Here is a 22,809-nt window from a genome sequence, read left to right as displayed (position 1 = left end):
CGATCCGATGACCGAGACCACGCCCTCTTCCGATCCGGTTCTGGCCGCATTCCGCTCCAGCATCGACAATATCGACGCCGCGCTGATCCACATGCTGGCCGAGCGCTTTCGCATCACCCAGGCCGTGGGCACGTACAAGGCGGAAAAGAACCTGCCCGCCTCGGATCCGGGCCGGGAGGAACGCCAGATCGTGCGCCTGCGCAAGCTGGCCGAGGACGCACACCTCGATCCCGATTTCGGCGAAAAGTTCATCCGCTTCATCATTGACGAAGTGATCCGCCATCACGAGCGCGCCAAGGCAGGTTGAACCTGCCGTTATCCGGCAGCAAATAAGGAAGAAGGCGGCACGCCGCCTCCCCCCCTTTTCAGTCTTTTCAGCCCTCGACGAGGTCCTGCAGACGGGTCAGCAGGCCCTGGATGCGCGTGGCCGCTTCCGCAAAGGTTTCCAGGTCTTCCTTGTTGCCGTCCTCGCGCGCTTCCTTGGCGGCTTCGACGTAGCCTTCAAGATCGGCTTCGAGTGCATCGACGAGCATTTCGACTTCGTCGGGCGACAGGGTCAGGGAGATGGAATCGGTCATGGGGGTTTCCTTGGATAGGGTCGCGAATCTGGAGCGCCGGCCATGGGGACGAATGACGGGGTCCGCAAGGCGCGGCACACGGCTTCCCCCCGCTTTCAGCTCACCTTTGAACAGCGTGTAGCATGCCGGGCACTCGCGCAGAAGCCTTGGCGGCAGCCCGCCACTCCTTGGTTAGATATCGCCGGGTCAGCTGTTGGCGCGCGGCACCGCCAGCTTGACCAGCAGGCCGCCCAGGTCCTCGCTTTCGTCGAGCATCACGGTGCCGCCGTAGATTTCCACCACGTCGCGCACGATCGCCAGGCCCAGGCCAGTGCCGGGCTTGCCGGTGTCGAGCCGGGCACCGCGATCAAAGATTCGGATCCTCTCGGCTTCGGGAATGCCCATGCCGTCGTCCTCGATCCATATCTCGCAAAGGGACGAATCGCGCACGGCGTCGACCGTGACAAAAACACTGCCGCCGCCATATTTAGCCGCATTCTCGATCAGGTTGCCGAGGATTTCCTCAAGATCCTGCTTTTCCAGCGCCACCACCGCATCGTGATTGCCGTCAAGGTCGAAACGGGTCTGGTCATAGAGCCGCTCCACCGCCCGCAGCACCGCCTCGAGGCTCGGCCAGACGTCGGCGCGCGACTGCCCCACCGCACGCCGGCCCACCGCCCTCGCCCGCGCAAGGTGATGGTCGACCTGGCGGCGCATCACCGCCGCTTCGCGAATCACCGTGTCGGCCAGATCGGGCGCCTTGGCGGTAGCCGCGTTCATCACCACCGTCAGCGGCGTCTTGAGCGCATGGGCGAGATTGCCCGCATGGGTGCGCGCCTCTTCCGCCTGCCGCTCGTTATGGGCCAGCAGTGCGTTCAATTCCTCGACCAGCGGCTCCACCTCGCGCGGGAGCGGGCCGCTGACCCGCGCCGAACCGGTCGTCCGCAGCCGCTGGATCGCCCGGCGGATATGGCGAAGCGGGAACAGGCCGTACCAGGTCTGCATGCCCGCCATCAGCAGCAGCCCGAAACCCAGCGCGACGAAGCTGTAGAGCAGGATCGCGCGGTTCATCTTGATCTGTTCATTGTTCTCGGCACGGCTCGCCGCCACCGTGAACATCCACTTGGTATTGCTGCCCGGCAGGATGATGGAGCGCTCCATCACGCGCAGTGGCTCACCGGGGAACTGGTTCGAATCGTAGACGTGCAACTGCGCGTCGAAGTGATCGTCCGGCACCGCCAGGCTGCGATCCCACAACGAGCGGGAGGGGAAGTCCTCGTGTCCCTTGCCGCGAATCTGCCAGTAGAGGCCCGAGTTCGGTTCGAGGAAGCGCTGGTCGCCGAGCGGGCGGTTGAAAAACACCTCGCCGTCGGGGCCGATTTCGGCCGACCCGATCATGCCGGTAAGCATGTAGCCCAGCTGCTCGTCGAAATTGCGCGTGACGATGCCGCTCAGCGCATGGTCGAGCGCCAGTCCGCCAACCAGCAGGAGGATCGAGATCCAGCCTGCCGCGATCAGCATCATGCGCCGGGCCAGCGAGCCGGTCGACCGCTCGTGCGCAAAACCCGCTCCCCGCTTTTCGGGTGCGGGTTCTGCGGCGCCGCTGGTCGGCGCTTGTGTCATGGAAACCTCAGCCGCGGCCAGGCTCGGCCGGGTCGTCGAGACTATAGCCAAGTCCGCGGATCGTGGTGATGACGTCGGCGCCCAGCTTCTTGCGGATACGCGTGACAAAGACCTCGATCGTGTTCGAATCGCGGTCGAAATCCTGATCGTAGATATGCTCGATCAATTCGGTGCGGCTGACCACCTTGCCCTTGTGGTGCATGAGGTAGGACAACAGCTTGTATTCCTGCGCGGTCATCTTGACCGGCTCGCCGGCCAGCGTAACGCGGCCGGAGCGCGTATCGAGACGCACGTCGCCCGCAGTCAGCTCGCTGGAAGTATTGCCCGAGGCGCGGCGGATCAGCGCGCGCAGACGGGCGATCAGTTCCTCGGTCTGGAACGGCTTGGCGAGATAGTCGTCGGCACCGGCATCGAGCCCGGCGACCTTGTCCGACCAGGAATCGCGGGCAGTAAGCACCAGCACCGGGAACGTACGCCCCTCGCGGCGCCACATGCCGAGCACGGTCAGCCCATCGATTTCAGGCAGGCCCAGGTCAAGGATCACGGCATCGTATTCTTCGGTCGAGCCGAGAAAGTGCCCGTCCTCACCGTCGGTCGACAGGTCCACGGCATAGCCGTTCTGTTCGAGCGTGGTCTTCAGCTGGTTGCCGAGCGTGGGTTCATCCTCGACGATCAGGATGCGCAATTCGGTCTCTCCCTCGGGGGCGCCCAGGAACGGGCGGCGAAATCAGGGTTGGAAATGGGGCGAAAGCCCCGGTGCGTCAAGCAAGGCAGGATGACTGACCAACAGCTGCGCACAGAGGTGAAACGCACGGGCCCGGGTTGTGATCCCGATGGGCCTGGCAGGCCGGGCCAAACACCCGTCTTGCCACGCATTTTCCGGTCATTGGTCAATCCGTGCCGGGCGCCGGGCGGCCTAATGCGATTGCCCGATCACGCGCCCGGTCCGGGCATCGACATCGACAAAAAAGATCTTGCCGTTCTGGATGAACTTGAGGCGGTAGGCCATCGCCGCCGGATCGTAATCGGGGCCGAGATACTGCATGCCGTTCATGCGCGGCAGGACCATCTGCTCGATCTGACGGATCGACAGGATGTTGCCTGCCTTGCGCTCGCGGCGTGCCTCACCCTGATCCCCGCCGGGATCGGCAGCCTGCGCAACGACCGAAGGAGCGACGAACGCGACCGCTGCGCCGAAAAGTGCGCCAGTCATCGCGAGAGAGGAGACGAGCCGTTTCATAATGACTTGGGTGCCTAAGCGACGGGGCTTGAACAAGTCCTGAATGTGGCAGGAAGGTGGCACTGACTGAAATGTGTTGCAGGAATCCCACGCAGTTAACCGGAGCTGCGAGACTCTGCACAGCCCTACCCCCGCTTGCCGCCCGTCGCCACTGCCTGTAGGGCGCGCAGCTATGGCAATCGCACCTATCCTCAGCTGGGAAGGCCTCGGCCTGATCCAGGGCTCCGGCTGGCTCTTCCAGGACCTCGACATCAACATCGCCCCGCGCGACCGGCTGGCGCTGATCGGCCGCAATGGTGCGGGCAAGAGCACCTTGCTCAAGCTGATCGCGGGCACCGTCGACGCAGACAAGGGTACCCGCTCGGTCCAGCCGGGCATGCGCGTGGTTACGCTGGAGCAGGACCCGTTCTTCACCGGTTTCGACACCCTGCTCGACTTCGCGATCCATGGTGACGATGCGCCCCAGCAGCACGAAGTGGAAGCGATTGCCGACCAGCTCGGCATCGACCTCTCGCGCGAGGCCAAGAGCGCCTCGGGCGGTGAGCGCCGCCGCGCCGCCCTGTGCCGGGCGCTCGCCTCCGAGCCAGACCTGCTGCTGCTCGACGAACCGACCAACCACCTCGACCTTGCCGCGATCGACTGGCTGGAATCCTGGCTGCAGCGCTACAACGGCGCCTTCGTGGTGATCAGCCACGACCGGACCTTCCTGACCCGGCTCACCAACGCCACGCTCTGGCTCGACAGGGGCGGCCTGCGCCGCCGCGACATCGGTTTCGGCGGCTACGAGGCATGGGAAGACGAAGTCTACGCCGAGGAAGCCCGCGCTGCGCAGAAGCTCGACGCCAAACTCAAGATCGAGGCCCACTGGCTGGAACGCGGCGTCACCGCGCGGCGCAAGCGCAACCAGGGCCGCCTTGCCAAGCTTTGGGAAATGCGCGCCCAGCGGGCGTCGATGATGGGCCCCCAAGGCGCCGCGAAGCTGGCCGTGGTGGCGGACGACAGCAAGACCAAATCGGTCATCGTCGCCGAACACGTGACCAAGAAATTCGGCGAGGGCGAGGCCCAGCGCACGATCATCAAGGATTTCAACTTGCGCATCCAGCGCGGCGACCGCATCGGCGTGGTCGGCGCGAATGGCTCCGGCAAGACCACCCTGCTCAAGATCCTGATGGGCGAGTTGCAGCCCGATTCCGGCACGGTGACACGGGCCGCCACGCTCGATGCCACGGTGATCGACCAGCAGCGCAGCCGCATGAGCCCGGAACTGCGCATCCGCGACGTGCTGGCCGAAGGCGGCGACTGGATCGACGTGGTCGGCGTGCGTAAACACATCCAGGGTTATCTCAAGGACTTCCTGTTCGATCCCGGCCTCGTCGAGGCGAAAGTCGGCACGCTTTCGGGCGGCGAACGTTCGCGTCTGCTGTTCGCGCGCGAATTCGCCCGCACCTCCAACCTGCTGGTGCTCGACGAGCCGACCAACGACCTCGACCTCGAAACGCTCGACCTGCTGCAGGAAGTGATCGCCGACTACAACGGCACCGTGCTGATCGTCAGCCACGACCGCGACTTCCTCGACCGCACCGTCAACGTCACGCTCGGGCTAGACGGCTCCGGCCATATCGACGTCATCGCCGGCGGCTATGCCGACTGGGAAGCCAAGCGCCGCGAGCGCACCAGCGCGGGCAAAGCCAAGGCCAAGGAAAGCACCAATGCGGCCCCGCCGCCGCCGCCGAAAAAGGGCAAGCTCTCCTACAAGGACCAGCGTGACTACGAGTTGCTGCCCAAGAAGATCGAAGAGCTGGAGGCCCAGATCACCCGCGACGAGGAGACGCTGGCCGATCCTGCGCTCTACACCCGCGATCCCGCGAAATTCGCCAGCCTCAGCGCCGCCATCGAAAAGGCGCGCCGCGACAAGGACACCGCCGAAGAACGCTGGCTCGAACTCGCCGAGCAGGTAGAGGGCTGAGCGTCAGGACGCCGCCGGGGCGTCCTGCACTGCCACGTCCGGCCCTTGCCCAAGCGGATCGCCATCCAGAACCGCGCGCCAGAAGCGCACGAGGTTCGCGGCGTTGACGCCCCAGGAGAACCGCGTCACGTTGGCCGAGACCTGCTCCTGCCCGGGCGGATCGGCAAGAATGTCGCGCACCGCCTCGGCAATGGCCGCCGGCGTGCGCTGGGCAAGGCGGCCCGCGCTGGGGTCCTGCACCACTTCGCGGGCACCGCCGATATCGGGGATGACGATGGGCGTGCCGCAGGCCAGCCCCTCGATCCAGACATTGGCCAGCCCCTCGCTTGCCGAAGGCAGTACCAGCACATCGGCGGCACAGAGCAGATGAGGCAGCAGGTCATGCCCGACCTGCCCGAGGAAATGCACGCGCTCATCCACGCCGAGCGACGCCGCCAGCGCCCGCAAGGCCCGCTCGTCCTCGCCCACCCCGGCAAGCGCAAGGCGCACATCGGGAAGCTGCGCCAGCGCCTCGATCACCAGCCGCTGGCCCTTGCGGGGAATCAGTGAGCCGGGCGTCACGATCAGCGGTCCCTGCGACCAGATGCCCAGTTCCGGCACCGCCGAAACCAGCGCCCGCGCGGCGCCGCGTTCGACGGGATGGAAACGCTCCCGGTCAAGGCCGGTATAATGCACGGTGATCCGGTCGGCCGGCATGCCCAGTGCGATCATGTCCGCCCGCAGCGCCTCGCTCACCGCCAGCAATCCCGCAGCCTGCTGCGCGGCGCCAAGCATCTGCACCAGGGCCGCCGGTCGCTTGCCCCAATAGTGGATGTCCGCCCCGCGCGACTTGATGGTCAGCGGCAGACCCAGTGCACGCGCAACAATGGCGGCCGCCGGCCCGTCCGGGAAAAAGAACTGGGCGTCCACCAGATCGAACGGCTGTTCGCCGTGAAGACGGCGGGCGAGCGGCAGCACCGCTCTTGCGATCCGGGCAGGATTGCTGTCGCCGCCGAGCTTGGGGATCAGGGTGAACTGGGGATAGTGAACCGCGATCCCCGATGCGTCACTTTCCTCAGGCAATGCCGAGAGGGCATCGTAAGGCTTGCGCCGCGACAGCGGCCAGGGCGGCACCCCGATCGGGCTCACCATCGTGAGATCGACGGCGCCATCGGCGACCACCGCGCGCATCTGGTTGCCGACAAAGATCCCGAAGGACGGCTTGGCGGGATTGGGAAACAGCGTGGCTATCGACAGGATGCGCATGAAGGCCCTCTACGCGGCAGAAGTTAGAGCTTTCTGACCAGCATTTCGGCAACGGCCAGCCACTGCGGATGTTCCACCCTGGCCTGCTGCCGCCCGGTCGCCGGGGGTGAAAGCACGATGCCGCTCTCCTCGCAGCCGATCAGACGCCCGAATGCGAAACGCCCGGCCGGACGCGGCACCAGCACGTCGCGGTTGAGCAGCCGCGCCGCATGCCCGGGCGGATGCTGGCGCAGCCACACCTGATCGCCCGCCCGGTAGTCTCCGGCGGAACTTTCCACCTCCAGCACCAGCCAGGGCGCTTCGGCTGCAAGCTCGCTGGGCAGTACGGCCTCGCGCTGCATGTGCGGCGCCTCCACGCCATCCTCGGTGAGAACCGCGACGATCATCGCCGGTTCGCGGCTTTCGCTGCGCAGCAGAAGTTCCGGCGCGACATCGAGCGCCGCGGCGATGCGGTTCATCCAGCCCAGCGAAAGCGTGCGCATCCCGGTCTCGAGCCGCCCGATGGTCTGGGCCGTGGTTGCCGGGCGGCAGGCAGCGGCGACATCGGCCAATGTCAGCCCCTTCTGCTGGCGGATGTCACGGATGCGGTTGATCACGGGCGGCCTTCGAATAACCAAACAGGTTATCGCTTTCCTACAAGCAATCCGTTTTGGCAAGTTGCGCCTACGTTATCAGGAGGCACCCGATGAAACAGCAGCTTGTCGAACGCGAAGTCACCAGCGAGGGGCCGGTCCGGACCAGCGCAGCCCGCAAGCGCCGCAGCGTGACCGTGAACCTCGCCGAATCCTCGCTCACCTGGCTGCACGCCCGCGGCCACTTGTGCGACCGCCGCTTCGCTGCCGGCGAACTGCTGCGCAGCGACTGGGAGCGCGCCCAGCTCAATCCGCGCACGACCATGCGATGGGAACCGGTTCGATATGGCGGCGGGTCAGCCGGCCTCACCGATGGAGAGCGGCAACTGGCGGCCAAGGCCCGGTTCGACGGCGCCATCGCTGCCGCGGGAACCAGCCTCTGCGACGTGCTGTGGCGGGTGGTCTGCGCAAACGAAGCCTTGCCTGCTGCGGAAAAGGCACTGGGCTGGCCGATCCGCAGCGGCAAGCTGGTGCTCGGCATCGCGCTCGACCGGGTGGCGGATTATTATAAAATCGCGAAATAGACCGCGCAGATTGTGACTCTCCTGTTGCAGCCCCGGGAAACGAACGGCAACTTGCCGCCATCCGGCAGGGCGGTCCGAAAGGGCACGTCCGACAAGGCCGTCCGACAGGGGTGCATCCAGGAGATCACAATGCTTCGTAGAGAATTCATGGCCAGCGCAGCGACGGGGCTGGCCTGGGGGCTGCTGACATCGCGCAGCGCGATCGCCGCCGCCACGGCCTCATCCGCCGCCCCCACACTCAATGCCGCCGACAAGGCGCTCTACGCCCGGCTCGACACCCTGTTCTACGAATCGCTCGCACAGAGCCCCGAGATGGCGAGCTCACTCGGCCTCGACAAAGGGCAGTACGCGCCGCTCAAGTTCAAGCTGTCCGATGATAGCGCCAAGGGCCGTGCCGCCAGCCTGGCGATGGGACACAAGGCGATCGCCGCCGTCGAGGCCGTCGATGCCGCCCCGCTCAGCGCCACCGGCAAGCGCAACCGCGAACTGGCACTCTATCAGCTTCGCCAGCGCACCGTCTCGCAGGACAAGTTCCAGATCGACAGCGCCCAGCGGCCCTACCTGATCTCGCAGCAGGGCGGCGCCTATTTCTCGCTGCCGGACTTCCTCGACAGCCGCCACACCATCGAGACCAAGAACGACGCCGAGGCCTATCTTTCGCGCCTTGCCGCCTTCAGGACCGCGCTCGACGACGAGACGCAGCAGCAGAAGGACTACGGCGCGCGCGGCATCGTCGCACCGGGCTGGTCGCTCGACCTCGCGCTCGGACAGATGGAGAAGCTGCGCGGCACGCCTGCGGCACAGAACGGCCTCGTCGCCTCGCTGGTCAAGCGCACCAAGGCCAAGGGGCTCGACGGTGACTGGGCGGCCCGCGCTGCCGCCATCGTCGAGAAGGACGTCTATCCCGCGCTCGACCGCCAGATCGCGCTCGTCAAGGCGCAGCGCCAGACCACGCCCGCCGGTGACGGTGCATGGCGCATCGCGCGCGGCGACGAGATCTACGCCGAAGCCCTGAAGCAGGCGATCACCACCGACGACACGCCCGAACAGGTCCACCAGATCGGCCTCGACCAGGTGGCAGACCTGAGCGCGCAGCTCGACACGATCCTCAAGACTGCCGGGCTCACCACCGGATCGGTCGGCGCCCGTCTCGACGCGCTCAACAAGCGGCCGGACCAGCTTTACGCCAATACCGATGCCGGGCGCAGCGAATTGATCGCGGCGCTCAACGAAGGCATCCGGCAGATGTACACGAAGCTGCCGCAGGCCTTCGACAATCCGCCGCAGCAGCCGCTCGAAATCCGCCGCGTTCCGCCCGAGATCCAGGACGGCGCTCCCAACGGCTATTATTACCGCGCCCCGCTCGATGGCTCGCGCCCGGCGATCTACTGGATCAACCTCAAGGACGTGGCCGACTGGCCGAAATATACCCTGCCCTCCCTCACCTACCACGAAGGCGTCCCGGGCCACCACCTGCAGGGCGGCTTCGCGCAGAGCGGCGGCGAACTGCCGATGATGCTGAAGAACAGCTTCATCTCGGCCTATGGCGAAGGCTGGGCGCTCTATGCCGAGCAGCTGGCCGACGAACTGGGCGCCTACAGCGGCCTCGAACGCGCGGGCTATCTTCAGAGCTACCTGTTCCGCGCCGCCCGCCTGGTGATCGACACCGGCATCCACCACTACAAATGGAGCCGCGAGAAGGCGACCGACTACATGGTCGAGACAGTCGGCTTCGCCCGGCCGCGCTCGCAGCGCGAGGTTGAGCGTTACTGCACGATGATCGGCCAGGCCTGCTCGTACAAGATGGGCCACACCGCCTGGATGCGCGCCCGCGCCAGGTCGCAAAAGGCGCTGGGCGACAAGTTCACCCTGCCCTGGTTCCACGCGATCCTGGCCGAAGGGGTGATGCCGCTTTCGATGCTCGACAAGCGCGTGGACGAGCGCATCGCCGAACGCCTCAAGCAGGCCTGAGGCACATCTGAAACGCACCTGGCAGGGGTTGAACCCGGGGTAGCCGACAAAAAAGGGGCCGTTCCCTCGCGGGAGCGGCCCCTTCGTCATGGTGGCGTGCGAGATACGCCTCAAGGGCGCGCGCCGCGCTCCCGCGCGAGGCGGTCCTGACGGTCGATCTCGCTCTCGGTCTTGACGAAGCTTTCGCTGTTCACGCCAAGCCAGATAAGGATCGGTGCCGCCATGTAGATCGAGCTGTAGGTGCCGACAAAGATGCCCAGCACGATCGCCGCGGTGAAGCCGAAGATCACGTCCGGACCCATCAGCAGCAGCGCCAGCAGCGTGATCAGCATCGACAGCGAGGTCACGATGGTGCGCGCCAGCGTCTCGTTGACCGAAAGGTCGAGCAGCTCGGGCATCGGCATCTTGCGATACTTCTTCATGTTCTCGCGGATGCGGTCGTAGACGACGATCGTGTCGTTCAGCGAATAACCGATCAGCGTGAGCAATGCGGCAACGATGTTGAGGTCGAACTCCATCTGCGTCAGCGCGAACATGCCCAGCGTCAGCGTCACGTCGTGGACAAGGCTGAACAGCGCGCCGACACCGAACTGCCACTCGAAGCGGATCCAGATGTAGGCGGCGACCGCCAGGGCCGCGAGGCCGAGCGCCAGCATGGCGCTGTGACCGAGTTCGCCCGAGACCTTGCCCGAGACCGAATCGACCCCGTCGATCCGCGCGCCGCTGTGGTGCGCGCGGATGTCGGTGGTGATCTTGCCCGCCATCGCGTCCGAAAGCTTGGGATTCTTGTCCGCGCCTTCGGGCAGCTTCATGCGGATCGAGATCTCGTTCGGCTTGCCGAAGCGCTGGATGATCGGCTCGCCGAAGCCCAGCTTCTCGATCTCGGTGCGCAGCGGCGCCACCGGTGCATCGGTGCCTTCCGCGAAGGTCACGCGGATCACCTGGCCGCCGACAAAGTCGACGCCCAGGTTCAGGCCCTTGGTCGCGATCAGGCCGATCGACGCCGCCATCAGCAGGAAGCTCATGACGTAGAACGGCACCCGCCAGCGCAGGAAGTGGATGTTGGTGTGGTCGGGAACGAGCTTGAGGAGCTTCATCTGTCCTCTCCTCTTACAGGTTCAGGTCCGCCGGCCGCGCCTTGCGCAGCCAGCCGGCGACCCACATGCGGGTCATGGTCACGGCGGTGAACACCGAAGTGGCGATACCGATCAGCAGCACGATCGCGAAGCCGCGCACCGGACCCGTGCCGAAGCCCGCCATCAGCACGGCCGCGATCACGTTGGTCAGGTTCGCGTCGAAGATCGCGCGGCTGGCTTCCTTGTAGCCCAGTTCCACCGCCTGCACGACACGGCGGCCGCGATGGCGTTCCTCGCGGATGCGCTCGTTGATCAGCACGTTGGCGTCAACCGCCGCGCCGATGGTCAGCACGAAGCCGGCGATGCCCGGCAGCGTCAGCGTGGTGCCGGCAAGGCCCATGACGCCCAGGATCATCAGCACGTTCACCACCAGCGCGACATTGGCGTAGACGCCGAAGCGGCCGTAGGTGACGAGGATGAAGATCATCAGCAGGCCGGTGCCGACGCCCATGGCGACGATGCCCTTCTGGATCGAATCGGCGCCAAGGTCGGGACCGACTGTGCGTTCCTCGACCACGGTGAGGTCGACCGGCAGCGCGCCCGAACGCAGCGCGATGGCCAGCTGGGTGGCCGACTGCACGGTGAAGCTGCCCGAGATCTGCGCACCGCCGCCCAGGATCGGCTCGCGGATGCTGGGCGCCGAGAGCACCTTGCCGTCGAGGATGATGGCAAAGCGCTTGCCGACATTGTCGGTGGTCAGCTTGGCGAACTTCTCGCCGCCCTGCTGGTTGAAGGTGATCGAGACGACCGCGGCGTTGGTCTTCTGCTCGAACTGCTGCTTGGCGTCGGTCAGTTCGTCGCCCTTGATGCCGCCGAGACGCTTGACCGCCAGCACCGGCACGCCCTGCGCGGCCGCATCCTTGGGATCGGCCCAGGGAACGATCTCGTCGCCCGGCGGGATCGCGCCCTTGGCAAGGTCGCTCGGCAAGGCGGTCTCGTCGACCATCTTGAACTCGAGCTTGGCGGTCTGGCCGAGCAGGTTCTTCAGGGCCTGCGGGTCCTGGAGACCGGGCACCTGCACGTCGATGCGGGTGCCGCCGAGACGGCGGATGTCGGGCTCCTTGGTGCCCAGCGCGTCGATACGCTTGCGCACCACCTCGACCGCGGTCTCCATCGCGCTGCTGATCGCCAGGTCGATGCCGGCCTGCGTCGGCACGAGGACAAAGCGGTTGCCGTCCTCCACGGTGATGTCCCAGTCGCGCTGGCCGGAAAGGCCTGCGCCCGAAGTCAGCGGCAGGATAGCCTCACGCGCGGCGTCGACCTGCGAGGCATCGCGCACGGTGAAGGCAAGCTTGCCGCCCGAGCTGGAGACATCGCCGATGGCGATCACCGGCTGGGCCTGGCCGAGACGGGTACGGACCGACTCTTCCATGGCTTCCAGACGCTGCTGGGTAACCTGGTCGCGGTTGGCTTCGAGCAGCAGGCGGCTGCCGCCGGCAAGGTCGAGGCCAAGGTTGATCTTGTGATCGGGAAGAGCGCTGGGCCAGCGCACGTTCGGCGCCAGCGCAACCAGCGAAGGCAGGGCGCAGGCGCAGAAGAACAGCGTCAGCGCCCAGTACCAGGCCTTCTTCCAGGTGGAAAATTCGAGCATAGCCTCAGGCTTCTCTCAATTGGATGCAGGATCGAGACGTCTCGATCCACGCCTCAGTCGTTGGCGGGCTTCGAGCCGGCGGGCGGGATGACGTCGACGATGGTCGACTTCACGGCCTTGACGACCAGGCCCTGTGCCAGCTGGACGTCGGCATAGTTGTCGTCGACCTTGACGATCTTGCCGACAAAACCGCCGCCGGTCAGCACTTCGTCGCCCTTCTTGAGGTCGGCGAGCTTGGCGCGGTGTTCCTTCTGCTGCTTCATCTGCGGACGCATGATGAGGAACCAGAAGATCGCCGCCATCGCCACGAAGGGCAGGTACTGGATCCACGCGGGCGGAGCACCCGCGGGCGCGGCGGCGGCAAGCAGGTTGATGATCGAGCTTTGCATTGAGATGGAAGGCCTTCTGTCGTTTTGTCCCGGCGAGGAATCGCGCCTTCGTCGATAAATCCGCATGGACCGGATTTGCGGCGCGCCCCGCCCGAAACACCGTCGCCGGATTTCATCGGATGGGCGCGGTTAGCAATAAAGCGTAAGGCTGGCAACGCAGGCAGATACGCGCCCCGCCCCGGATCACCGGCAAATGGCATTCCTCGCCGCCACTTCAAGACGCCCCGCGCCGCAAGCGGCATTTTGCCATTTCATCCACAGCCTAGTGTCAGGGGCGGCGCAAAAAGTCGCAAAAGGGTGCTTGCGCAATCGAAAAGCCCTGCCTATAGGCCGCGCTCCGGTCGGGACGTAGCGCAGCCTGGTAGCGCATCACACTGGGGGTGTGGGGGTCGGAGGTTCGAATCCTCTCGTCCCGACCAATGAAAACCGCCGCTTCCTGCTTCGCGCAGGAGGCGGCGTTTTCGTATCGGCCTCGTATCAGCCTCGTATCAGCCTCGCATCGACCGGGCCGGCACGATCGGCGCCCCTCCCGCACACACGCCGCGCGCAGCATGCAGCCCGCGCGCCGGAGCGCATTTTCCTACATCGGCCGATTTGGCTATCTGGTTTCGGGCCTCAATCCGAAACGGAGTGCCTGCCCATGCCACTGCTCGATTCGATCCTCGGTCCCGTCACCCGCATCATCGACAAGGTCATCCCCGACCCCGAAGCCCGCGACCGCGCGAAGCTCGAACTGCTCAGGATGGAAAACACCCAGGAACTGCAGATGCTTCAGGCGAGCCTCTCGGCCATCGTCGCGGAGGCCGGCTCATCCGACCCCTGGACCAGCCGCGCCCGCCCGAGCTTCCTCTACGTCATCTACGTCATGCTGCTGTGGTCCCTGCCGATGGGCCTGATCGGCGCTTTCAGCCCGCAGGCCGCCCATGCCATCGCCGCCAGCATGACCGGCTATCTCGGCGGCATTCCCGAACCGCTCTACGCGCTCTTCGGGACCGGCTATCTGGGCTATTCGGCGATGCGCCAGTGGGGCAAGGCCAGGGGCTCCGATCGCTGATCGCTCGCCGATCCCGCGACAGACCACCCGGCTCCCGGCAAGCCCGCCTTGGCGGGAGCCTCCCCCTCCCGCGCTTGGCAGCAGCGGCGCACCTGCGCTAGACGGCCTGTGCCCGGCCGCATTCCCGCGCGCCGCAGATGTGAGGGATTGACGGAACAATGGCAGCCAGGCTGGTCTACGTGCTCAACGGCCCCAACCTCAACCGGCTGGGCCTGCGCGAGCCCGGCATCTACGGATCGCAGACGCTCGACGATATCGGCGCCATGCTCGTCGAACGCGGCGAGACGCTGGGCTTCGAGATCGACCTGCGCCAGTCCAACCATGAAGGCCACCTTGTCGACTGGCTCCACGAAGCCGAGGACAACGGCGCCCACGCCGTCCTGCTCAATGCCGGCGCCTATACGCACACCTCGATCGCGCTGCACGACGCGATCCGCTCGATCAAGGTTCCGGTGATCGAGGTCCACCTCTCCAACCCGCACCTGCGCGAGGAATTCCGCCACAAGTCGTGGGTCGGCATGGCCGCCAAGGGCACCGTCGCCGGCTTCGGCGCCCAGAGCTATCTGGTCGCGCTCGAAGCGGCCGCGACGCTCTGATCGCGGCTCCGGCCCCATGAAAACAACGCCGCGCCTCCATCCCGGAGGCGCGGCGTTGTTGCAGGCGAGCGTTCGCCGACGGACCCTGAAAAACGCGAGCCGCGCCCGACCGCGGGAAACTCAGCCCTCCAGCGGCACGCCGGGCACGCTCTTGGCGGTGCGGATCGTCAGCGAGGTCTTGACGCTGTCCACGTTCGGCGCGGGCGTCAGCTTGCTGGTGAGGAATTCCTGGAAGCTCTGGAGGTCGCGGCTGACGATCTTCAGGATGAAGTCGATCTCGCCATTGAGCATGTGGCATTCGCGCACTTCGGGCAGACCCTTCATGTGGTCCTCGAACGCGCGGAGCGATTCTTCGGCCTGGCTCTTGAGGCTGACCAGCGCAAAGACGGTGATGGTGAAGCCGAGCTTCGAGGCATCGAGGTCGGCATGGTAGCCCTGGATGATGCCCGATTCTTCAAGGCTGCGGACACGTCGCAGGCACGGCGGCGCGGTCAGCCCCACGCGCTGCGCCAGTTCGACGTTGGTAATTCGACCTTCGCTCTGAAGCTCCGCCAGCAGGCGACGGTCGATTTCATCGAGATTGATCATGCGAATCTTTCCTTGCGGGACGCCTCGGCGTGCGGGCCAGCCTCCATGGCTGTAACTTACACTCGAAAACGCCTGCGCCCCTGTAATTTTATTATCCCATAACGTAATCGTCAGGCATTGCAACGCCTAGAAACAACCATCCGGCGCTAAGCGGCACTTAGCGGGGTGCCATCGCCATCCCGGTAGGGCAGGAGCGCGCCACGCGCGGGGGCGGAACGGGCCGGGGAACGGGGCGCGAGAAAAAGATGCCCCCCGGTGAGGTCTCCTTAAGTGGTTTGCCTTAGGACAGTCCCGGGGCAGGAACGGTTGACAGTCTTGAGTATCGGCGGTGCATTGGTTCGTGCGGAAGCACGCATGCGGCACGGCCGGACGATTTTGGAGCGGTAATGCATTTCGACGATCGCCTTGCAACGGTGTTGCAGCTGCCGAATTCGAGCGCGGCGCTGGCGCGCATCCAGTATCGGCAGCTGGTCGACATCCTCGGCCGGTTGCCGGGAAATGCCCGCTCCTGGGCGGTGGCGGCCGGCTTTGCGCAACTCGCCCAGCTCGACAGGACGATTCCCGCCGCCGACCGTGCCCGTCTGGTCAGCCAGCCACTCCAGCCGCTGACCAACCCGCGCCTGCTGGCCCATCTGGCCGAAACCGAACCCGCCGTCGCCACCGCCGCCGTGCGCTGCGCACAATTGACGGAGGAGGCCTGGCTCGCGCTCGTTCCCGCTCTCCCCGTGCGTGCGCGCGGGATCCTTCGCCACCGCAGCGACCTTGGGGTACGGGTCGATGCCCTGCTCGAACAACTGGGCGTGCAGGATCGCGCCCTGCCTCCCGCCGAGGCGCTTGAGCTGGACGCGCTGCTCGAAAGTCCGCCAGCAGAAGCCCCGCCCGTCACCGCCCCCCCTGCTCCGGCGATGATCCGGCCGATCCCGCGCATGCCCTCGGCCGCGCCTCCCCCCGTTCAGGCCCCGGCCCCGCGCCCTGCCCCCGCTTCGCCGGCCACACGCCCCGGGGCACCGGCTGGGGCAACACCGACTGGCGCGACACCGGCTGGCACGACACCGGCGCCTTTTGCCGAGTTCGAGCAGGCCGCCGCGTCGCTCGGCACCCCGCCGCCGCCAACCAACACCGAAGCCGGGATCGGTGCCATCGTCCGCCGCATCGAGGAGTTCCGCAAGGCCCGCGAAGCGCAAGTAAACGGCGTCCACCACGCCGCCAACGATGCCGGATACGACGCCCCGCGCCTCCCGCTGGGCGATACCGCCGCCGGCTTGCCGCGCATTCCTGCCGCGATCGACTTTGCCACCGATTCCGAAGGCCGGGTTTCCTGGGCGGACGGCGTTCATGCCCCCTCGCTGATCGGGATGGACCTCACCGCCGCCGACGCCGCAGTCAAGGCCTCCGCCGGCATCGCCTCGTCCCTTCGCCACCGCGTGCCGCTGCGCGGCGCACAGATCGAGATTTCCGGCGCTCCGGCCGTTCAGGGCACCTGGCAGGTCGATGCGGTGCCCCGCTTCGAACCGGCGAGCGGCCGCTTCACCGGCTATTGCGGCCGCTTGCGCCGCCCCGCCGCGCTGGCCGCCGTCGGCGCCGCCATGCAAGGCCACGGTGAAGCCGATCGCCTGCGCCAGATCCTGCATGAGCTGCGCACCCCCGCCAACGCCATCCAGGTCGCGGCCGAGATCATCCAGCAGCAGCTCTATGGCCCTGCCCCGCACGAATATCGCGCGCTGGCCGCGGCGATCGCCGGCGACTGCGCGCACATCCTTGCCGGCTTCGAGGAGCTCGACCGGCTGGTCCGGCTCGAGACCGGCGCGCTCAACATCGAGGCGGGCGAATGCGACCTGGCCCCGGTCCTGACCGAGACGGTCAACCGCCTCAAGGCCTGGACCCAGCCGCGCCGCAGCGGCTTCGCACTGCAGCCGCCCGCCGACGGCGCCGCGCTGATGCTGCCGCTCGATCGCGCCGAAACCGAACGCCTGCTGTGGCGCCTGCTCGCCGCGCTGGCCGGCTCGACCGCGCCCGACGAGATGCTCCCGCTCGCGTGGAGCGGCCAGGACGGCCGGATCACGCTGAGCGTCGGACTGCCCGCCGCGCTGGCGGCGCTGAACGAAAGCGGCCTTCCCGAAAACGCGCCGGGCGAGCGGGGACACGCGCTCTCCACCGGCATGTTCGGGCTGGGTTTCACGCTGCGACTGGCTGCCGCCGAAGCCTCTGCTGCAGGTGGCGGCCTGCAGCGCGAAGGCGGCACGATCAGGCTGTGGCTTCCCGGCTTGACCGCCGCCAGTGCGGGCCATAGCCAAGGCCTGAACAATCTGATGTTCTGAACTTCGTCGCCCGCCGGATGCGACCCGATCGGGGGAATTACCACTTTGCCGGGGCCCAATATTCTGATTCCGCCCGGACCGGGTGCGACCGCGCGATTTGGCGAGGGGTTCGGCCCGCGCTTCATTGTCACGGTCGACACCGAGGAGGAGTTCGACTGGGACGCCCCGCTGAGGCGTGACGGTCACAGCACCGCGACGGTCTCGGCGCTGCGCCAGTTCCAGCACTTCTGCGAGGGATTCGGGGTCAAGCCGATCTATCTGATCGACTATCCGGTCGCCGATTCGCCGCATACCCCCAAGGCGATCGGCGACGCCGTCGCGGCCGGCCGCGCGGAAATCGGCGTGCAGCTCCATCCCTGGGTCAGCCCGCCGTTCGACGAGGAGGTGAACGAGTTCAACTCCTTCGCCGGAAACCTCCCGTTCGAACTGGAGCGCGAGAAGTTCGCCCGGCTTCACGCCCGCATCGTCGAGGCGTTCGGCACGGCCCCGCGCATCTATCGGGCGGGACGTTACGGCCTCGGCCCGCGCACCGCGGAGATCCTCGCGGATTTCGGCATCGCCATCGACTCGTCGGTGCGCGCCCGGTTCGACTACAGCAGCACCGGCGGCCCCAACTATCGCGAGCATCCGCTGAAGCCCTACTGGATCGACGCGGAACGCCGCCTGCTCGAACTGCCGCTGACCACCGTCTATTGGGGGCCGCTGCGGCAGATGGGCAACGTGATCTATCCCCATCTCTGGCGCACGCCGCAGATGCGCGGGGTGCTGGCGCGCGCGGGGCTGCTGGAGCGTATCGCCCTGACCCCGGAAGGCATCAGCACCGAGGAAGCGCTGCGCGGCGTCGACATCGCGCTCGACGATGGCTTGCCGCTGCTGGTGTTCTCCTTCCACAGCCCCTCGCTGGCCCCCGGACACACCCCTTACGTCCAGACCGAGGCGGATCTCGAAGGGCTCTACGACTGGTGGCGGCAACTCTTCGCCCACCTCGAACGCCGGGGCGTCCGCCCGACCAGCGTTGCCGAAATCATGGACAGCGTGGCGCTTGCACCGAGCGACACTCCAAGCTAACGCGCTTGCGACTTGGGCTTGATCGCATGCCCTTGGCGACGGTGGGGGCCCGTAGCTCAGTGGTTAGAGCTGGCCGCTCATAACGGCTAGGTCGCGGGTTCAAATCCTGCCGGGCCTACCACCCCACCGTCAAAACTGCGCCTCCGCCCTGCCACCATAACGATACGGACCCGGCACCGGATGCCCGTGCCGCAGCCCAGCCGGCTGGCAGAAATGCCTCTCCACGATCTTCGCAAACTTTCAGCGTGCGTCAAACGGTGGAAAAGGGGCTTGCGCAGGAAAGGCGCGGAACCTAAGGGCTCTCGTGCGTCGGGGAGTGGCGCAGCCCGGTAGCGCGCCTGCTTTGGGAGCAGGATGTCGCAGGTTCGAATCCTGTCTCCCCGACCATCTTCCTCCATTTCGCTGATTTTGCAGCCCGGCCTCGCAGGTCGGGCAAGGCTGCGCGCGGCGGCACGTTTCTCTGTCCAGCTTTGCGGCGGCGGAATGCGGAGCCCCGTTCGCTGCAGAAATGAGCTTCATTTCAGGTAGATACCTGATTCTGGCGTTACCGCCGTACAACCCCTGCTCCGTGCAGTCGGGAGCGAGCACGGCGGTATTCGCCGCACCTCAGCGCCATTTCCAGACGCCGCGCAGATCGTAGATCCACCCAAAAAAGCGACGTACACTTCCTAAAAGATGCGTATACTACCTTATTTGTGGAAGCCATGTGGCGCCCGAGCAAAAGGCAAACCCTAAATAGTTCCACCGAACATCGGTCGGCCCGCGGCGCTTCTGCGGATTTTGACGCAGTCCCTGCACAACATCTTGCCCCCTCCGTCCATCGAAGCGCGAATGCTGCAAATGCCGATGCCGGCACAAGGCTGCTGCTTGTCCAAAAATCATCCTAAAGGATGAATATTCTTATATTACTCAATTTTATTACAAAACGTTGCAATTTTGCAACATTTGCGAACCTTAATTGAAATCTCCCTGAAATATTTTTTGAAACTCCGCGGGAATGGCCGCAATGGCCACCGCGTTGGCGCTCTGCGTGAGCACCAACGAGCGCGACATCGATCGCCGCTCTGCCCTGCCGGCCCCCCGACTCCGGCTGCACCAAATGGACAAGGAAACACATTTTGAAAGCACTTCCCATGAAGGCTGCATTGTGCGTTGCAACAAGCCTCACAGCCTTCGCACTGCTGTGCAGCACTGCCAATGCCCAGGAAGCCCCGGCGCCGACGGCTGCGGACAACGGTGACGACGGCAGCACCATCGTCGTCACCGGTTCGATCACCCGCAATCCGGCAGCGGCGACGGCTTCGCCGGTCGTTTCCATCACGTCCGACGACCTCGAGAAGCGCGGCATCAAGACGGTCGCCGACACGCTGCAGACCCTGACGGCCAACAACGCGGGCACCATTCCGGCCAGCTGGTCGGGCAACGGCTTCACCACCGGCGCCACCGCCCCCTCGCTGCGCGGCTTCAACAACGCCTACACGCTCACGCTGTTCGACGGCATGCGCACGGCGTACTACCCCCTTGCCGATGACGGTCAGCGCAACATCGTCGACATCAACTCGATGCCGGGCTCGATCGTGTCGCGCGTCGACACCCTGCTCGACGGTGCTTCGGCCACCTACGGTTCGGACGCCATCGCCGGTGTGGTCAACGTCATCACCAAGCGCGAAATCCAGGGTCTCCACCTTGATGTCTCGACGGGTATCTCGCAGCGCGGCGACGGCGGCGAGCAGCGCATCAACGGCACTTACGGCTACGGCGACCTCAACGACCAGGGCTTCAACGTCTACGCGAACTTCGAATACCAGAAGAACGCGGCGATGGACCTCTCGGCCCGCAAGGGTCCGTGGAGCACGGCCGACCAGTCCTCGATCTGCGGCACCGCGACCGACGGCTGCCTGACCAACAACGTGCGCAACGGCATCCAGGCCGACGGCAGCTTCAACGGCATCCAGTCGACCATCGTGCCCTTCGTGCAGCCCTATGCGCAGGACGCCGACGGCAACTGGGTCTCGCAGGGCAACTACCAGATGCTCAACCCCGGCGCGGGTTGCGGCAACCTGACCGCGGTCACCCTGACCCCGGCACAGCAGGCCGGCGGCGTTGCCGGCACCCCCTCGGTGGTGTGCCAGCAGGACCTCGTCAACGACTATCAGGCCTATACCGCGCGCACCAAGCGCATCGGTGGCACGCTGCGCGGTACGGTTCGTCTGAACGACCAGACCGAAGCCTACCTGATGTTCAACTACTACAACGTGACGACGGCCAACCGCGCCGCGCCGATCGGCTGGACCGGCCGCACCGCCGCCGGCGGTGAGCGCGTGACGGTCAGCCAGATCCTGCTGCCGGCCTACGTCTGCGCGGACGGCGTCGGCGGTGTCTCGGGCAACATCCTGACGGCCACCGGCTGCGATGCCTCGAACGGCGTTCTCAACCCGAACAATCCGTTTGCCGCCCAGGGCCAGTCCGCCCGACTGCTGGGCATGCCGGACATGCCGACCTACACCTATACCAACGCCAAGACCTACCGCGTCTCGGGCGGTGTCAACGGTTCGTTCGGCGATGGCTGGGACTACACCGTCGGCGCGACCGCTTCGGAAGTGACGCTCGACGTCACCAACACCGGCTACATCAACGCCCAGGGCCTGATGGACGCCATCGCGCAGGGCACCTACAACTTCGTCGATCCCTCGCAGAACTCGGCCGCAGCGACCCAGGGTGTTTTCCCCGACCAGCACAAGCGGGCGACCTCGAAGCTGGCACAGATCATCGGCACGCTCAGCAAGGACGTTGTCGAGCTTCCGGGCGGCATGCTGAACGTCGCTGTTGCCGGCCAGTATCGCTACGAATCGATCAACAACCCCAGCTCGAACCCGGCCAACGACGTCAATCCGGCGGATCGCTACTACAGCATCAACGGGATCGGCGTGAAGGGTCACCGCAACGTGTGGTCGGCCTCGTATGAAATCTCGATGCCGATCGTGGACGGCTTCCGCGTCAAGGCTGACGGTTCGTACGACCACTACTCGACCGGCCAGCAGAACTTCGCGCCGAAGTTCGAAGCCGAGTTCCAGCCGATCAGGCAGGTCAAGCTGCGCGGTACGTTCTCGAAGGGCTTCCGTGCCCCGAACCTGAACGAATCGTTCCAGGATCCCTCGACCGGCTACATCACCTCGACCATCAACTGCTCGAACGCGGCTTATGCCGACTTCTGCGCAGCGCACGCCAGCAACCCGGCGTACTACGAGGGCGGTTACAGCCTCGGCGTCACCTCTTCGGGCAATCCGAAGCTGAAGTCGGAAAAGTCGACCTCCTACACCTTCGGCACGGTGATCCAGCCGACCCGCAACATCACGCTGACCGTCGACTACTGGCGCACCAAGATCAAGAACCTGATCACCTCGGTCACCCCGACGGCCGATGTCTACGCCCAGTATTACGGCAACAACGGCGTCGTGAACATTCCGGGCTTCACGGTGACGCAGGGCGCCCCCGATCCGGAAAACCTCTCGGCCCTGCCGCTGCTGGGTGAAATCGTTGCTCCGTTCCAGAACGCGAACTCGATGATGGGCAAGGGTATCGACGTCTCGGCTTCGGGCGTCTTCAACCTGACCGACAGCCTCTCGTTCAGCACCAATGCCACGGCTTCGTACCTGATCCGCCTGGAACAGAACATCGACGGCCTGATCAACCGCTTCGACGGTTCGCTGGGCGGCTGCAACTGGACCTCGTGCTCGGGCGCCCCGCGCTTCCGTGCCTCGTGGCAGAACACGCTGACGGTCAACGACAAGACCAGCCTTACGCTCACCGCGTACTACACCAGCGGCTATTCGAGCACCTCGTCGGATGCCGGCGGCACCTACAAGGACTGCGCGGCCAGCGCCGAGGCCGGCCAGCTGGTGACCTACCCGGACAGCGGCAACCCCGTGCAGTGCCATGGCCACAGCACCTTCGACCTCGACGGCCACGTCGAAACGAAGATCGCCGACGGCAAGTTCACGCTTTACGCCGATGTTCTCAACATCCTCGACGGCAAGCCGAACTATGACCCCAACGCCGCCTACGGCGTCTACCAGTTCAACGCCGCATGGCAGGACCGCCTGTTCATGGGTCGTTACATGCGCATCGGCGCAAAGGTGGACTTCTAAGGCCGCTTAAGAGGTGACCGCTGCTGTCCGCCCTCGCAATGACGGGCGGCCAGCAGCGCGAGGCGGGATCAGGGAGGAGTGTCCCTTGTTTCTGGTCCCGCCTTGCATCCGGCGCGTGCATTCACCAAGGACACCGCGGCGAGACAACACCCGTGTCCCGGCG

Annotated in this window: 19 protein-coding genes and 3 tRNA genes; 12 read left to right on the top strand and 10 right to left on the bottom strand. The window is 65.9% G+C overall.

Going from position 1 to position 22,809, the window contains the following annotated elements; genetic code table 11:
* The first annotated feature begins 7 nt into the window (after positions 1–7).
* Positions 8–307: a chorismate mutase gene (locus CA833_RS13545; protein ID WP_207078316.1), complete on the top strand. Its 300-nt coding sequence runs from the start codon at positions 8–10 to the stop codon at positions 305–307.
* Positions 308–374: 67 nt separating this feature from the next.
* Here CA833_RS13545 and CA833_RS13540 read toward each other — a convergent pair whose 3' ends face one another.
* From CA833_RS13540 to CA833_RS13525, 4 genes are all read right to left on the bottom strand, one after another.
* Complete coding sequence (locus tag CA833_RS13540) at positions 375–578, bottom strand: hypothetical protein (protein ID WP_142634528.1); 204 nt, start codon at positions 576–578, stop codon at positions 375–377.
* A gap of 186 nt (positions 579–764) precedes the next feature.
* Positions 765–2,180, bottom strand: coding sequence for a HAMP domain-containing sensor histidine kinase (locus CA833_RS13535; protein ID WP_207078315.1), 1,416 nt, complete (start codon positions 2,178–2,180; stop codon positions 765–767).
* 7 nt (positions 2,181–2,187) lie between these two features.
* On the bottom strand, positions 2,188–2,865 hold the full coding sequence (locus tag CA833_RS13530) for a response regulator transcription factor (RefSeq protein WP_142634532.1): 678 nt from the start codon (positions 2,863–2,865) through the stop codon (positions 2,188–2,190).
* 231 nt (positions 2,866–3,096) lie between these two features.
* Positions 3,097–3,393 (bottom strand): PepSY domain-containing protein, encoded by a 297-nt coding sequence (locus CA833_RS13525; RefSeq protein ID WP_242526103.1) that lies wholly within the window; start codon positions 3,391–3,393, stop codon positions 3,097–3,099.
* Between the two features lie 199 nt (positions 3,394–3,592).
* Between CA833_RS13525 and CA833_RS13520 the strand changes: the two genes are divergently transcribed.
* On the top strand, positions 3,593–5,386 hold the full coding sequence (locus CA833_RS13520; protein WP_207078313.1) for an ABC-F family ATP-binding cassette domain-containing protein: 1,794 nt from the start codon (positions 3,593–3,595) through the stop codon (positions 5,384–5,386).
* 3 nt (positions 5,387–5,389) lie between these two features.
* On the opposite strand, the gene CA833_RS13515 is transcribed toward CA833_RS13520, so the two are convergent.
* Both CA833_RS13515 and CA833_RS13510 read right to left on the bottom strand, forming a co-directional pair.
* Positions 5,390–6,631, bottom strand: coding sequence for a glycosyltransferase (locus tag CA833_RS13515; protein WP_207078312.1), 1,242 nt, complete (start codon positions 6,629–6,631; stop codon positions 5,390–5,392).
* A 23-nt stretch (positions 6,632–6,654) separates the two neighbouring features.
* Positions 6,655–7,227: a helix-turn-helix domain-containing protein gene (locus tag CA833_RS13510; protein ID WP_207078311.1), complete on the bottom strand. Its 573-nt coding sequence runs from the start codon at positions 7,225–7,227 to the stop codon at positions 6,655–6,657.
* Between the two features lie 89 nt (positions 7,228–7,316).
* On the opposite strand from CA833_RS13510, the gene CA833_RS13505 reads away from it, so the two are divergent.
* Together CA833_RS13505 and CA833_RS13500 are read left to right on the top strand one after the other, a co-directional pair.
* Entirely contained in the window at positions 7,317–7,787 is a 471-nt protein-coding gene (locus CA833_RS13505; protein ID WP_207078310.1) for a DUF6456 domain-containing protein, read from the top strand.
* Positions 7,788–7,916: 129 nt separating this feature from the next.
* Positions 7,917–9,758 (top strand): DUF885 family protein, encoded by a 1,842-nt coding sequence (locus tag CA833_RS13500; protein WP_207078309.1) that lies wholly within the window; start codon positions 7,917–7,919, stop codon positions 9,756–9,758.
* A 110-nt stretch (positions 9,759–9,868) separates the two neighbouring features.
* On the opposite strand, the gene secF is transcribed toward CA833_RS13500, so the two are convergent.
* The 3 genes from secF to yajC are packed head-to-tail and all read right to left on the bottom strand — an operon-like array spanning position 9,869 to position 12,874.
* Entirely contained in the window at positions 9,869–10,855 is a 987-nt protein-coding gene (gene secF, locus CA833_RS13495; protein WP_207078308.1) for a protein translocase subunit SecF, read from the bottom strand.
* Positions 10,856–10,868: 13 nt separating this feature from the next.
* Positions 10,869–12,485: a protein translocase subunit SecD gene (gene secD / locus CA833_RS13490; RefSeq protein WP_207078307.1), complete on the bottom strand. Its 1,617-nt coding sequence runs from the start codon at positions 12,483–12,485 to the stop codon at positions 10,869–10,871.
* Positions 12,486–12,538: 53 nt separating this feature from the next.
* A complete protein-coding gene (gene yajC / locus CA833_RS13485; protein WP_142634549.1) occupies positions 12,539–12,874 on the bottom strand; it encodes a preprotein translocase subunit YajC in 336 nt (111 codons plus the stop codon).
* A gap of 342 nt (positions 12,875–13,216) precedes the next feature.
* Between yajC and CA833_RS13480 the strand changes: the two genes are divergently transcribed.
* The 3 genes from CA833_RS13480 (at position 13,217) to aroQ (ending at position 14,524) form a co-directional block, all read left to right on the top strand.
* Positions 13,217–13,293: transfer RNA gene (locus CA833_RS13480), tRNA-Pro, on the top strand.
* A 221-nt stretch (positions 13,294–13,514) separates the two neighbouring features.
* Positions 13,515–13,928 (top strand): holin family protein, encoded by a 414-nt coding sequence (locus tag CA833_RS13475; protein ID WP_207078306.1) that lies wholly within the window; start codon positions 13,515–13,517, stop codon positions 13,926–13,928.
* 158 nt (positions 13,929–14,086) lie between these two features.
* The gene (gene aroQ, locus CA833_RS13470; RefSeq protein ID WP_142634553.1) at positions 14,087–14,524 is read left to right on the top strand and encodes a type II 3-dehydroquinate dehydratase; all 438 of its coding nucleotides are present in this window, start codon (positions 14,087–14,089) and stop codon (positions 14,522–14,524) included.
* Positions 14,525–14,644: 120 nt separating this feature from the next.
* Here the strand turns inward: aroQ and CA833_RS13465 are convergent, their stop codons facing one another.
* Positions 14,645–15,112: an Lrp/AsnC family transcriptional regulator gene (locus CA833_RS13465; protein WP_142634555.1), complete on the bottom strand. Its 468-nt coding sequence runs from the start codon at positions 15,110–15,112 to the stop codon at positions 14,645–14,647.
* A gap of 386 nt (positions 15,113–15,498) precedes the next feature.
* Here CA833_RS13465 and CA833_RS13460 point away from each other — a divergent pair, with 386 nt between their 5' ends.
* The 5 genes from CA833_RS13460 (at position 15,499) to CA833_RS13440 (ending at position 22,646) form a co-directional block, all read left to right on the top strand.
* Entirely contained in the window at positions 15,499–17,430 is a 1,932-nt protein-coding gene (locus CA833_RS13460; RefSeq protein WP_207078305.1) for a HAMP domain-containing histidine kinase, read from the top strand.
* 45 nt (positions 17,431–17,475) lie between these two features.
* Positions 17,476–18,498 (top strand): polysaccharide deacetylase family protein, encoded by a 1,023-nt coding sequence (locus tag CA833_RS13455; protein ID WP_142634559.1) that lies wholly within the window; start codon positions 17,476–17,478, stop codon positions 18,496–18,498.
* 45 nt (positions 18,499–18,543) lie between these two features.
* Positions 18,544–18,619: transfer RNA gene (locus CA833_RS13450), tRNA-Ile, on the top strand.
* A 189-nt stretch (positions 18,620–18,808) separates the two neighbouring features.
* Positions 18,809–18,885, top strand: a tRNA-Pro gene (locus tag CA833_RS13445).
* A gap of 746 nt (positions 18,886–19,631) precedes the next feature.
* Positions 19,632–22,646 (top strand): TonB-dependent siderophore receptor, encoded by a 3,015-nt coding sequence (locus tag CA833_RS13440; protein WP_242526102.1) that lies wholly within the window; start codon positions 19,632–19,634, stop codon positions 22,644–22,646.
* Positions 22,647–22,809 lie beyond the last annotated feature (163 nt).

The organism is Novosphingobium sp. KA1, from assembly GCF_017309955.1.
In the GTDB taxonomy this organism is placed as follows: Bacteria; Pseudomonadota; Alphaproteobacteria; order Sphingomonadales; family Sphingomonadaceae; genus Novosphingobium.
Note: the sequence above shows the minus strand (reverse complement) of the source record. Positions and strands in the feature narration are given on the sequence as shown.